General features: G+C 37.2%; 13 protein-coding genes and 1 pseudogene. 8 read left to right on the top strand and 6 right to left on the bottom strand.

The features are described 5' to 3' along the window. Positions 1–14: 14 nt before the first annotated feature. The 3 genes from GI584_RS03720 to GI584_RS03710 form a co-directional block, all read right to left on the bottom strand. Complete coding sequence (locus GI584_RS03720; protein ID WP_153790279.1) at positions 15–656, bottom strand: ABC transporter permease; 642 nt, start codon at positions 654–656, stop codon at positions 15–17. Continuing rightward, positions 656–1,771, bottom strand: coding sequence for a betaine/proline/choline family ABC transporter ATP-binding protein (locus GI584_RS03715; RefSeq protein WP_153790278.1), 1,116 nt, complete (start codon positions 1,769–1,771; stop codon positions 656–658). Before GI584_RS03715 ends, GI584_RS03720 begins: the two co-directional genes overlap by 1 nt. Positions 1,772–1,846: 75 nt before the next feature. Then, the gene (locus tag GI584_RS03710; RefSeq protein ID WP_153790277.1) at positions 1,847–2,554 is read right to left on the bottom strand and encodes a TetR/AcrR family transcriptional regulator; all 708 of its coding nucleotides are present in this window, start codon (positions 2,552–2,554) and stop codon (positions 1,847–1,849) included. Between the two features lie 318 nt (positions 2,555–2,872). On the opposite strand from GI584_RS03710, the gene GI584_RS03705 reads away from it, so the two are divergent. From GI584_RS03705 to GI584_RS03690, 4 genes are all read left to right on the top strand, one after another. Next, complete coding sequence (locus GI584_RS03705; RefSeq protein ID WP_100361977.1) at positions 2,873–3,133, top strand: CD3324 family protein; 261 nt, start codon at positions 2,873–2,875, stop codon at positions 3,131–3,133. A 94-nt stretch (positions 3,134–3,227) separates the two neighbouring features. Further along, positions 3,228–3,866 (top strand): FusB/FusC family EF-G-binding protein, encoded by a 639-nt coding sequence (locus GI584_RS03700; RefSeq protein WP_153790276.1) that lies wholly within the window; start codon positions 3,228–3,230, stop codon positions 3,864–3,866. 146 nt (positions 3,867–4,012) lie between these two features. Continuing rightward, positions 4,013–4,777: an ABC transporter ATP-binding protein gene (locus GI584_RS03695; protein WP_153790275.1), complete on the top strand. Its 765-nt coding sequence runs from the start codon at positions 4,013–4,015 to the stop codon at positions 4,775–4,777. 18 nt (positions 4,778–4,795) lie between these two features. Further along, positions 4,796–6,652 carry an FtsX-like permease family protein gene (locus GI584_RS03690; RefSeq protein WP_153790274.1) on the top strand — a complete coding sequence of 619 codons (1,857 nt, stop codon included), beginning with the start codon at positions 4,796–4,798 and terminating at the stop codon, positions 6,650–6,652. A gap of 360 nt (positions 6,653–7,012) precedes the next feature. Here the strand turns inward: GI584_RS03690 and GI584_RS03685 are convergent, their stop codons facing one another. Together GI584_RS03685 and GI584_RS03680 are read right to left on the bottom strand one after the other, a co-directional pair. Further along, on the bottom strand, positions 7,013–7,693 hold the full coding sequence (locus tag GI584_RS03685) for a hypothetical protein (protein WP_153790273.1): 681 nt from the start codon (positions 7,691–7,693) through the stop codon (positions 7,013–7,015). Positions 7,694–7,716: 23 nt separating this feature from the next. Then, a complete protein-coding gene (locus tag GI584_RS03680; protein ID WP_153790272.1) occupies positions 7,717–8,412 on the bottom strand; it encodes a reverse transcriptase-like protein in 696 nt (231 codons plus the stop codon). Positions 8,413–8,503: 91 nt separating this feature from the next. On the opposite strand from GI584_RS03680, the gene GI584_RS03675 reads away from it, so the two are divergent. Together GI584_RS03675 and GI584_RS03670 are read left to right on the top strand one after the other, a co-directional pair. After that, positions 8,504–9,121 (top strand): LysE family transporter, encoded by a 618-nt coding sequence (locus GI584_RS03675; protein ID WP_100361983.1) that lies wholly within the window; start codon positions 8,504–8,506, stop codon positions 9,119–9,121. Between the two features lie 58 nt (positions 9,122–9,179). Next, the gene (locus GI584_RS03670; protein ID WP_153790271.1) at positions 9,180–10,514 is read left to right on the top strand and encodes an amino acid permease; all 1,335 of its coding nucleotides are present in this window, start codon (positions 9,180–9,182) and stop codon (positions 10,512–10,514) included. A 28-nt stretch (positions 10,515–10,542) separates the two neighbouring features. Here GI584_RS03670 and GI584_RS03665 read toward each other — a convergent pair whose 3' ends face one another. After that, positions 10,543–11,460 carry an SDR family oxidoreductase gene (locus GI584_RS03665; RefSeq protein ID WP_153790270.1) on the bottom strand — a complete coding sequence of 306 codons (918 nt, stop codon included), beginning with the start codon at positions 11,458–11,460 and terminating at the stop codon, positions 10,543–10,545. 135 nt (positions 11,461–11,595) lie between these two features. Between GI584_RS03665 and GI584_RS23765 the strand changes: the two genes are divergently transcribed. Together GI584_RS23765 and GI584_RS23760 are read left to right on the top strand one after the other, a co-directional pair. Next, a complete protein-coding gene (locus GI584_RS23765; protein WP_194842115.1) occupies positions 11,596–11,766 on the top strand; it encodes a hypothetical protein in 171 nt (56 codons plus the stop codon). Between the two features lie 50 nt (positions 11,767–11,816). Then, positions 11,817–12,023 (top strand): annotated as a pseudogene (locus GI584_RS23760) (catalase); the annotation flags it as partial. Positions 12,024–12,201 lie beyond the last annotated feature (178 nt).

The following is a 12,201-nucleotide window of genomic DNA, read 5'->3' as shown; positions in this document are numbered from 1 at the left end:
GTTGTTACTCTCCTTTAAGCTTTTGCATAATTTTTTTCAAATTTATGAAATAATAAATCTAATAATAACGCGATCACAATGGCTAAGATGGTACCGGTAAAAATCATATGTTTATCGTTATAACCAATACCGGCCAATATTAAGTCACCTAATCCACCTGCTCCAATTAACGCAGCAAGGGTTGTCCAACTGATAATATATACCGTTGTTACTCGGATACCAGACATCACATAAGGCATTGCTGCAGGGAGTTCCACTTTAAATAACCGGCCAAAAGTACTGAAACCCATCCCTTTCGCTGCTTCGACAATACTTGGATCAATCGATTGAATGCCTGTATATGTGTTGCGAAGCAGTGGCAATAAAGCATATAAAAATAATGCCGCTACCGCTGGTTTAAATCCTATTCCTAATAACGGAATCATAATCGCTAATAACGCCACGGTCGGAATCGTTTGGAAAATATTAGCGATATTGAAGATAAGTCCTTTCACTTGTTCATTCTTGATTTTTGTCATATAGATAGCTAACGGTACTGTAATGGCAATCGAAAGCAACATGACAACAAAGGAAATGACTAAATGTTCCCATGTATAGGTCAAAATAGAATCATATTTATCCTGCCAGAATGCTATATAATCTGTTAGTAACTCCACTATTGCCCACCACGCTTAAGCTGATAGAAATGTTGTAATACTTCTAACCATTTTTCTCTTTTTATAATACCGACTACTTTATCGTCATTTGAAACGACTGGTATCATTGCTTGATGCTCCAAAAGCTCATCACTGATTACTTGCTCCATTGCAGTTGTTTCCACTATTGTTTTTTGATTTGTTAACACATCTTTTATTTTTCGCTCTTTTTGTTTCAATGCTGAAAAGAGGTCTAACATGCCAACATATTTATGGTCTTGATCTACTATCGGTATGTCGTTATCTTGTTGATCAATCATTGTTTGAATAGCCTCATCTAGAGATTGCGTAATGTCTATCGTTGCAAAAGTCCCTGTCATTAAATCCTTTACTGGCGGTAATGCACTACCGAGCCGTTCCTCTCCAATAAATTCTTTCACAAAGTCATTCGCCGGGTTAGCTAAAATTTCTTGTGGTGACCCCTTTTGCACGACATGACCGCTTTTCATAATAATGATTTGATCTGCTATTTTGATTGCTTCATCCATATCATGTGTAACAAAGACGATCGTTTTATTAATTTCTTGTTGCAAACGAACTAATTCTTCTTGTAATTGTTCACGACTGATCGGATCCAACGCACTAAATGGTTCATCCATCAAAATCGTGGAAGGTTCTGCAGCTAATGCACGGATAACTCCAATTCTCTGTTGCTGTCCGCCACTTAATTCAGCCGGATAACGGTCACGATATACTTCAGGGTCTAAATTGACCATACGCAATAGTTCATCTACTTTTTGTTTAATTTTTTGCTTGTCCCACTTTAAAAGCTTAGGAACAGTCGCAACATTGTCAAAGATAGTCATATGTGGGAATAGGCCAATATTCTGAATGACATAGCCCATTTGACGACGCAATTCTATTGGGTTGATTTGCTGAATATCTTTACCATCTATTAATATTTGGCCCTCTGTATAATCAGTCAAACGATTCAACAGTTTCATAGTTGTTGTCTTCCCGCAACCACTTGGGCCAATGAGCACATTTATTTTCCCTTCTTCAAAGGTCAGATTAATGTCTTGTAATGCTTGAAACCCATCATCATAAACTTTATGAATTCCTTTCAGCTGTATCACATACGCTCTCCTTTCCAACTCCATCATGACCATATTCATTTAATGAACGTGTTCATCATTTTTAGAAAAAAATAATCATGTATCTATTTTCGTATAAGATACATTGATTTGCTCACGCTTTTCTGGTTTTATGACCTTCATAACACTTTCATATACATAATATAAGGTCATTTGCATCGCTTCTTCTTGTGTATAATTTCGACGCTTATTAATAATGGTATTCATCATACCTTTCCAGATTAATAATGTCATATCCGAAATCATTTCAATTTCGTCTTCTTCAATAAACTTCTCTTCTACTGCTGGTTGAATAAATAAGGCACTGCGTTTCGCAAAGCTATGCTCCATAATAATGTCTTTCACTTCATTAGGAAGTCCAATTAAGTCATTTTGATAGATTTTATAATAATGTTCTAATAACTCTTCAGGGATAGACCCTAAATTATCCATAAAAATAACAGAATAGATTTTCGGCTGGGCAAATGAATGTTTACAGAAGCATTCCCAGCTATATAGCCATTTTTCAACTGTATTATTCCCTTTTTCTAAATAAGCCGGGAGTTCTTCTAAATAGTCAGACATAAATCGCATCGCAGCAAAAAATTTCAAGTGCGATAAATCTTTAAAATAATTATATGCTGTGGAACTTGTAAAGCCTGCTTTATCTGCTATTTTTCGAATCGTAAAATGATCAATGCCATCTTCTTCAATTACTTCTGTTGCAGCATCCAAGAAATAGCGCCACATCCGGGCACGTTGAATTTCTTTCCTACTTTCCCCCATCGCTTCACTTCCTTTGATTAACGAACTTTAAATGAACAAGTTCTTTTCGTGAACATGTTCATATTAGCATAACGAATTAGAAATGTAAAATTCACATTGCATATCCCTGTATCAAAACATATAGACATTTCATCATAATGATGTATGATAACAATACGGAGGTGTTTAAAATGGCAATGTCTCAATTATTGCCTGCATTACAGCTAGCCCATGCAAGCAAGCGTAAATAAGGCGATACTTTGTATGGGTGATCAGTATATCGCCTTACTTGCGCATGCTTTGCCCTTATAGAAAGATTAAAATAAGGAGCTGGCGATCATGAAAACAAAAGCGCAAGATATACTCCCTAAAGAATTGTTACTGGCTTTACAGGAATATGTACAAGGAGAAAGCATTTATATTCCGAAGCGAGAAGGCCGAAGAGAATGGGGAGTCAAGTCCGGTAATCGTGCCTATTATGATCAACGGAATCAACAGATTAGAGCATTATTCCAAGAAGGAACGAAGATAGAAACATTAGCAGATACCTTCTGTTTATCGATAGAAACTATTAAAAAAATTGTATATAGAAGAAACTAAGTAAATAGAGATATGGCAAGAATAGTAGCTAAACATTCTTGCCATATCTTTTTATCGTGGATTTGGTAAACTATAAGAGAAAGGAGGGTGAACAATGGACGCATTTATTCATCCACATCAATTTCATCATATGAAACAACAGGCCAAAAGAGTTGTCAGTGCACAATCTCATTCTAACGATCAGCAAGTCATAGCTGCGGTTAAGGAGATTGCTTTCGAAGAATTAGAAAAACAATTACCAGACATAGAAGTGGATCAACATGAGACACTATCATCGATTCGAACAATGAAAGCAAAAGAAGATATCGATCCATTCCTTGAGCAGGTTAAACAATATGTTATTCCTTTTCCACTGGTTAGTGACAAACAGATTCAAAAGGCTTTTCCGAAAGCAAAAAAACTTCAAATTCCAGACCTCGAGCAAATAGATAGAAAAGAAACGGTCTATTTAAGATGGTATGATAAAGGTTCAGGGAAAACATATATGCTTATACCCAAAGAAAACAAGCTGATTGGAATCCAAGGTTACCTCGAAACCTCTCAACATAAAGGAATCTGTACGATTTGTAATGGACTTGAGGTCGTATCATTATTTACTACAGAGAAGAAAGGCCAGATGCGTGGAACATATTCGAAAAAAGGAAACTATATGTGCAAGGATCCTGTCATCTGTAACCAGAATATTACGAATATAAATCCACTTCACCAATTTGTGGAACACCTTAAAGCATGAATCTTAGATGGATTCATGCTTTTTTATTCCCTCCTATACATTATCAATCTTACAAAAATGTAAGACAAATGAAAGAAAAATCAATAGGTAGTTTTCACACCTTCTTATACACTATATATAGCAAAACAAAATTGGAGGTATGAAACATGATTAAACCCGTCGTAAACGTAGAAAACGTTCAAAAAATATTTGGTAAAAAATCAGAAAATCAATTTAAAGCACTCGATAATGTTTCCTTTACCATTGAAGAAGGAGAATTTGTAGGCATTATGGGGCCATCAGGTGCAGGTAAAACTACTCTACTCAATGTTGTATCCACTTTAGATAAAGCAACATCCGGGAAAATAGAGATTGCCGGTCAGGATATTACGGATATGAAACAGAATGAGTTAGCTGATTTTCGTTCCGAACAACTAGGATTTATTTTTCAAGATTTCAATCTACTGGAAAACTTAACAGTTTATGAAAATATTGCTCTTCCACTTTCTTTGCAAGGAGTCAGCTCTAAGAAAATCAAACCACTAGTAACACAAGTTGCCGAAAAACTAGGTATTAAATCTATCCTTCCGAAGTATCCGGTCACGATTTCTGGTGGACAAAAGCAACGTGCAGCAGCTGCCAGAGCATTAGTTCATGAGCCAGCCATCATCCTAGCAGATGAGCCAACAGGTGCACTGGATTCCAAAAATGCACACAGTTTAATGAAAACAATGGAACATTTAAATCAATATCACGACGTTTCGATTATGCTCGTCACACATGATCCATTAAGTGCGAGTTATTGTGAACGAATCTTATTTATACAGGATGGCAATCTTTACAAAGAAATCAAAAAAACCGGTGATCAACAACACTTTCACCAACAAATTCTCAATGTGCTTGCCGAATTGACAAGCATTCAATCGTCATAAGGAAAGGAGTGAGAGAGCATGTTAGTGAAACTACTATCTGGTAGTATGAAAAAGATGTGGAAGGATTATCTTGTATTATTATTTGGTTTAACGATATCAATTGCGATTTTCTATATGTTTGAAACATTAGCACAGAATAAAGCCTTTTTGGAAGCGAACGCTCTCATTAGTTCCATCGTGTTTGTCTTCCATGTTGGGACCTTTATTTTAGGGCTTGTCACTATCTTCTATATTTTCTATGCGACATCCTTTGTTTTGTCGCTCCGTCAAAAGGAACTCGGTATGTATATGACCTTAGGAGCAAAAAAAGGAAAAGTTACGCAAATGATGTTTCTAGAAACTTTGGTAATTGGGATTATCTCACTTATTATCGGACTAATCGTTGGTGTAGGACTTTCAGAAGGAATTGCCCGCCTGTTAATGTCAAGACTTGATTTTTCTGGTGAAGGATTCCATGCGCTTTACCCATCATCACTATGGACAACTGTTATTTTCTATATGATATTGTTCCTTTTAACCGCGATTGTGAATGCTATCAGAATAGCACGCAAATCAGTTCTAGAACTGTTACATGCTGATCAAAAGGCTGATAACAAAGTAGTTAAAGGTTGGAAAACTTTTGTAGGAACATTATTTGCAATTGTGTTAATTGCTGTCGGTTACTTTGCCATGATCAACATGGGCGAGCTTGCACATGTAGGTGTTCTAATTGCTGCAGCTACCGTCACACCAGGAACCTACTTTTTCTTTATGGCGATGTTGCCTTTTATTATTAAGAGAATTAAAGGAATTCGCACTATCAATGAAAAAGGTCTCAATGCGTTTACCTATGCACAGCTTGATTTCCGTGTCAGTCAGTTATCCAAAGTTCTTGGAACAGTGGCGATGTTAGTAGCATTAGGATTAGGAGCAATGACAGCAGGACTATCCTTTTATCACAATACCGAAATTCAATCTTCGATGATGCATGCTTATGATGTCAAAGTACTCCAGCCAACAGACGAAGAATTAGCAGAAATGGAGAATTGGGATTTTGAGGAGCGAAACCTTTATTCCTATCGTGTTACAGATGATGGCATTTATTTTTCCAAACATGATTTACAAGCAAACCCGCCAATGATCAAGGAGTTTAGCGGTAATTTGGAGGAATTGACGAAAGAAGTACGTGTAGCAGATGATTTAATTGCTCCTGTTTACACGACGAAGGAAACGGATAATGACGAAACAATACCTGAACGATGGCAAACAGCATTAAGAACCGAATTAATGGCAAATTTCTATATGTTCGGTGATCGCTCGTTATATATTCTCGATCAGGAAAAATTTGAAGAAATCAATGCAGAAACGCAAACTGTATTAATTGGAAAAGTTGACAATTTTGCAGATTATACTGATACATTGGCAAAAATAGATGAACGTCACCACCAATTAGCAATTGATTATACAGGTGAAGACCCTACAATGACTGGTAGCAAATATGAAGATTATACCGCCTTAAAAAATGTAGCGAATGGTACGATTTTTATGGGATTATTTCTAGGTGTTGCTTTCTTAATGATGATGGCCAGTGTACTAATGTTTAAGCTGCTCTCCAGCGCAACAGCAGATATTGACCGCTATCAGATGTTGAGGAAAATTGGGGTACGTCAGGAAAAACTGAAAAAATCAATCTATAAAGAATTATTTCTTGTTTTCCTTTTTCCTGGTTTAATCGGACTTGTCCATGTGCTTATTGGAATGGAAATGTTCTCGTTTATTTTAATTGAACCATACACAAAAATCTGGATTCCGATTAGTCTATTTCTCGTTATTTATGGACTATACTATTGGTTAACTGTCAAAATGTATCAACGGATTGTATTGCCAAAAGCATAAAGTGAGAATTCCCTCAGTGGGTTTTTGCCCCCCACTGAGGTTATCGAACCTTATCAAGGTGTTAGCTCACCTGATCTCCCCACTTGGCTCCTTTAATTTATTTGAACCTTGAAGCGGAAGTTAGCTGAAGAGCATGCCCCTTGGAAAGCGAAACGGTCAGCCGTAGCGGTTGGCTTGCACAAGCTAGCTTTCAAAATGACAACTCTATTTGAATAGCTATCCCTTCCTTTTTTTATGACATGTTTTGAATCAACCTTTTCCTACCTTACTTATTTATAAAAGTTGTGATATCAATGGTTATATACTTTCTTGCCTTATCAAATAAAAACACCGGACGCTGATCTCCGGTGTTCCTTTTTCTTATGAAAACCATCCCTTTATGGCATCGACAATCTTTTGGAAAAAGTTACGCTCTTCCTCTTGTTGAGCTGATTCATCAGTCGTTTCCATACTACCGTCCATTTCAGTATCCATTGTTGTCATTTCTAATGTTGTTGCCTGCTCACCTTCCACGACATCAATTAATTCTACTCCGTATTTATCCTGAAGAAACTGAATGTTTTCCTCATTTAATGGATCAATTCCAACTTCTACCTTACCGTCAATGATGTCTACGCCCGTATAATAGATCGAAAAATCATCATATTCAAAACCGTCTTGATCAATTTCTCTTTGCTTCTCTATTAATTGTTCTTCCGTATAATCAACCTCTCTTATCTCAATATCTTCCGGTTGCTCAGCAAACCCTTCCAGTGCTTGGCGATGCTCATCTGCAATAGATTCGGTAAACATCAAGACTACCACACCTGTTTGTTTCTCTTCACGGTCTATATACAATCCCGCAAAACTGTCACTCAAATGCTCCTCGATATATTGCTGTGCATTTTCAATGGTTTCGTTATGATTCATACCTTCTTCCAATTCAATCATCGTTCCCTCTAATTCTTCTGCATTTGCTTCAGCAAAAATAGTTGTCGGTAAAACAAAAGCACTGCCTGCGATTACTCCAAATAACATTGGTTTTTTCAGCCAACTCTTCACAGTCATCCCTCCATTTTTTAGCTTTAGTCTATTAGTCGTCCATCATGATCATTAGTTACACTTTTTTTCAATTCTATATGGCTATTTATTTCAACATTTTCTAGAGCCTTAGTAGCTAACTGATCCGCTTCTCGATTATCTTTCCGCGAGATATCCTGATATAACGGATCGATTCCCATTGATTCAATCTTCTCTTCTATTCGATCTGCCCACTTATTTAACGTTTCTTCCATACAAGGCCATTCTCCTAATAGCTGATTGATTACCACTTTAGAATCGCCTTTGAATTCCACCGTCTGATGATGAACACCCAATTCTTCTAATTGTTTAATCCCCTCAAATAATGCGGCATACTCTGCCTCGTTATTCGACGTCACTTCTGGCACTACTATATTTTTTCTAATGCGATAGGGCTTATGATTTTGTCTGTAATATATGGCACAGCCTAACCCTGCTCTGTTTGTTTTCAAATCAAATCCTCCGTCAAAAAATACCGTAATATGATTAGGCTCTGTCACGATTTCTTCGGTGTATGCGATCAGTTCTTTTTTATCCCAGCGATTACCTTGAAGATCTACGAAGACAATAGAATTTTTACGATTCCATTTTTCAAAGTCTTTTGCAATTTCTAGCGCCATTTCAACATCGATTTCATCCGAATAAAAATTCGTTCGAATTCCTTTTGGTGATAAATAAGCGATTTCTATTGTGACATACATGAATTACATCTCCTTTTGCTCATATCTCTATTTTCTATAAATAGAATAGTAAGGGTACAAGCTTTGTTATTTAGTTAAGGGAGTGAAGCAGTTGACAATTTTTCTTAGTTATATGTTTCTCGGCTTATCTTTAGCCGCACCACTTGGTCCGATTAACGCGGCACAAATTAACCAAGGGATAAAAAACGGATTCCTGCATTCATGGATGGTTGGTTTAGGTTCCATTATAGCAGAGTTGTTTTTTATTCTTGCTGTCTATTTTGGGGTTGTCCATTTTTTAGAAACGCCTTTTATGAAGACTTTTTTGTGGTCATTTGGTGCGTTTGTTCTCTTGTATACAGGTATCGAAAGTATGGTTTCGAAGCAATCGCTTCAATTAAGGGAGGAACGTGATTCGTTACGCAAAACCTTTACTTCTGGCTTTTTGATTTCCATTAGCAATCCGCTCTCGATTTTGTTTTGGTTAGGAATTTACGGCTCCGTATTGGCTAACACGATTGATAAATATGATACGCTTCACTTAATCTGGTACAGTACAGCAATCATTTTCGGTGTAATGATTTGGGATATCTCCATGGCTCTTGTCTCCAGCGGCTCGCGTCACTTACTGTCAGATAAAACATTAAAAATGATCTCAGTTATTACTGGGCTTTCCTTAATTGGTTTTGCTATTTATTTTGGTTATCGAGCAATCACACTCATATTTTAGATCACCTTATCCCATACTAAACATGTTTTTAGTTCAAAAAGGATAAGGAGAATGTCGTGTGAGTGAAACATCATCTGCATCAGAAAAGAAAATCGCCTGGTGGCAATTAGCTCTGACAGGTGTCGGATGTACCATTGGGACAGGCTATTTCCTCGGTTCAAGTATTGGAATCAAACTGACCGGGCCTTCGATCGTATTTTCTTTTTTGATTGCAGCAATCGGCACCTATATCGTATTTAATTTATTAGCAAAAATGTCGGCTGCAGATCCCCAGGAAGGTTCTTTTTGCTATTATGCTGAAAAGGCGTTTGGCAAGTGGGCAGGCTTTAGCTGTGGTTGGAATTATTGGTGCTCAAGCATATTAATCATGGGTAGTCAGTTAATCGCCTTAGCCATCTTAACGAAAGCATGGTTTCCAAATATTCCACTTTGGGTATTTGCAGGCATTTATGCGATACTTTCTATTCTGGTCATATTACTTGGTACAAGAGGCTTTGACCGCATTGAAGATTTTTTAGCAGTTATCAAAACCGCAGCGATTTTTATGTTTATTATTATTGCATTCATTGCACTAGCAGGTGGAATTCCAGGTGGATCAGACTCTGAACCTGGCATTCCCAACAATTTGGGGGATACTTTTACCGGTGGAATCAAAGGATTTTGGGCATCATTAATATATGCTTTCTATGCATTTGGCGGTATTGAAGTCATTGGATTAATGGCCATTCGATTGAAGAAAAAAGAAGATGCTCCAAAGACCGGAAAAGTGATGTTAGGATTACTTGCTATTATCTATATTATCTCCCTTTGTTTGGCAGTCATTATGGCACCTGTTGAGCAGTTCGACCCAAGTGAAAGCCCATTCGTAACAGCTTTGTCCGATTATTCGCTACCATTTTTCCCTCATGTTTTTAATGCAGCAATCATTGTTGCGGGCTTTTCCACGATGACCGCTGCATTGTTTGGGGTTGTTACCTTATTAGTAACACTGGCAAAAGATGGGGATGCACCGAAACTTTTTTCAAAAAAACTCAAAAAATTTAAGGAATTACCTTTGCCTTCTTTGTTACTTGCGACGATTGGATTGGCAGTTTCGGTGATTACTGCATTATTATTACCCGAAAAGATATATGAATATATTACAACTGCTGCCGGGATATTACTGCTATTCAATTGGGCATTTATCATCCTATCGTCATGGAGAGTACTAGAAGGAATAAAGTTGCTAAACAAGGTGATTGCATGGGTAGGATTACTGTTTATTGTGACAGCTGTATCGGGAACATTAATGGATAAGAGTATCCGCCCAGGATTTTGGATTAGTTTGTTACTCGTGGTATTAATCGGAGGAGTAACGTTACTGATGGTACGGCATTGGAAGAAGGTTGAGTAAGTCCTGGCTTACTCAACCACTTATCTATCTACCCAAATATTTGCCCACCATTTACATGAAGTTTTTGTCCTGTGACAAACTGGGAGTCGTCAGAGGCAAGATAGACAAATGTTGGTGCGATTTCAAACGGTTGACCCTGGCGATCCATCGGGTTACCTGCAAGTGCAACTTCATCGGTAGAAAAACTAGAAGGTATTAATGGTGTCCAAAACCGGCCTGGAGCAATGGCATTTACTCTTATCCCTTTCTTGACTAGATTTCTGGCAAGTGCACGTGTAAATCCGATATTTGCTCCTTTAGTCGCTGTATAATCAATCAATTGATCGTATCCGTAAAATGTAACAACAGAGGAAGTATTAATGATCGAACTGCCCGCTTTTAAGTATTTTAATGCCGCTCTTGTTGTATAAAAATGGGAATATATATTCACTTTAAACGTGTCATCGAATTGTTCATCTGTAATATCTTCTAAACTTAACTGTTGGAATTGAATCCCGACATGATTGCATAAAATATCTAATTGACCAAAAGTTTCTACTGTCTTTTCCACTATATCAATACATTGTTGCTTTTCTCTTAGATCTCCTGGTAACAGCAAACAACTTTTGCCTAGCTCCTCAATTCGTTTTTTAGTTCGATTGGCATCATCATGTTCATCTAAATAAGCAATGGCTACGTTCGCTCTTTCTTTTGCAAAAGCAATCGCAGCTGCTGCCCCCATTCCACTGTCTCCACCTGTAATTAATGCTACTTTATCTTGTAACTTTCCACTCCCCTTATAGTTGGGATTTTCAATAATGGGTTTTGGTACCATTAAATCTTCTACTCCTGGTTGTCGATATTGACGTTGTTCAGGTACCGTCAAGGCAACCTCTTCATAACGGGTTATCTTACCGTAATTGGGGTACATCGGATAATCTCCTTGGCTTGGCCCTTTGTCAGACATTTTAAAGCCCCCTCCTAAAATTCTATATGAAGTACTCTATGTCTGTTAGGCGATTGTCGTGTTTGTCTTTTTTAGAAAAGTGAACTGGCTCTCTGTAAGAAAGAAGGGCATAGTCTAATATTAGGAGGTGAAAAAATGCGATATTATTATAATCCAGAAGTAAAGTACTTATTGATGTCTGAATCTCTTAAAAAGGCAAATCTTATATACGATAATAATCCTTCATCATGGAAGCTCCCGACAATTGGATTAAGACCACCTTATTACGCTAATCCTAAATATAAACCCTATTATCCAACTATATAACTGATAGCTAAAGCCCTTCCTCCAAATTAGGGAGCAATGAAAACAAGAAATTCAACAAGTATGTAGCGTACTTTATTGATGATGCTTTTTCTCATTATAAGCCGATTGGTGCTACTCACGAAGGAATACAGTTGTTAGAAGTAAATAATTATCAAGGTAGCCCCGGAGTGGTGACAGCAGATAATATCAACACATTTGTCCAAGAATTTATTAAGGCGATTGCAACTCATAGACATTGGGATCGTCGAGTAGTTTAAGAGTAATGGGGCTGTCCCATAAGTTCTCACAATTGACTTATGGTAGCTCTTTTTCTTTAGGTAATGAGAGCTTGTCGTACCTGATTGCCTTAACGAGTGAACGAAAATAAAAAAGTTGAAGTTCTTTTGTTCAATGGGAGTTCCTTATTTTTGCACCTACCGTCGTTTAGAATTCTTT

Origin of the sequence: Gracilibacillus salitolerans (assembly GCF_009650095.1) — a bacterium.
Lineage (GTDB): Bacteria > Bacillota > Bacilli > Bacillales > Amphibacillaceae > Gracilibacillus > Gracilibacillus salitolerans.
Note: the sequence above shows the minus strand (reverse complement) of the source record. Positions and strands in the feature narration are given on the sequence as shown.

Bases quoted from the DNA above. Each gene is read 5' to 3' on its own strand.
- GI584_RS03705 (WP_100361977.1), top strand. From the start codon at position 2,873: ATGAAAACAAAAGCGCAAGATATACTCCCTAAAGAATTGTTACTGGCT.
- GI584_RS03695 (WP_153790275.1), top strand. From the start codon at position 4,013: ATGATTAAACCCGTCGTAAACGTAGAAAACGTTCAAAAAATATTTGGT.
- GI584_RS03680 (WP_153790272.1), bottom strand. From the start codon at position 8,412: ATGTATGTCACAATAGAAATCGCTTATTTATCACCAAAAGGAATTCGA.
- GI584_RS23765 (WP_194842115.1), top strand. From the start codon at position 11,596: ATGCGATATTATTATAATCCAGAAGTAAAGTACTTATTGATGTCTGAA.
- GI584_RS03690 (WP_153790274.1), top strand. From the start codon at position 4,796: ATGTTAGTGAAACTACTATCTGGTAGTATGAAAAAGATGTGGAAGGAT.
- GI584_RS03665 (WP_153790270.1), bottom strand. From the start codon at position 11,460: ATGTCTGACAAAGGGCCAAGCCAAGGAGATTATCCGATGTACCCCAAT.
- GI584_RS03710 (WP_153790277.1), bottom strand. From the start codon at position 2,554: ATGGGGGAAAGTAGGAAAGAAATTCAACGTGCCCGGATGTGGCGCTAT.
- GI584_RS03700 (WP_153790276.1), top strand. From the start codon at position 3,228: ATGGACGCATTTATTCATCCACATCAATTTCATCATATGAAACAACAG.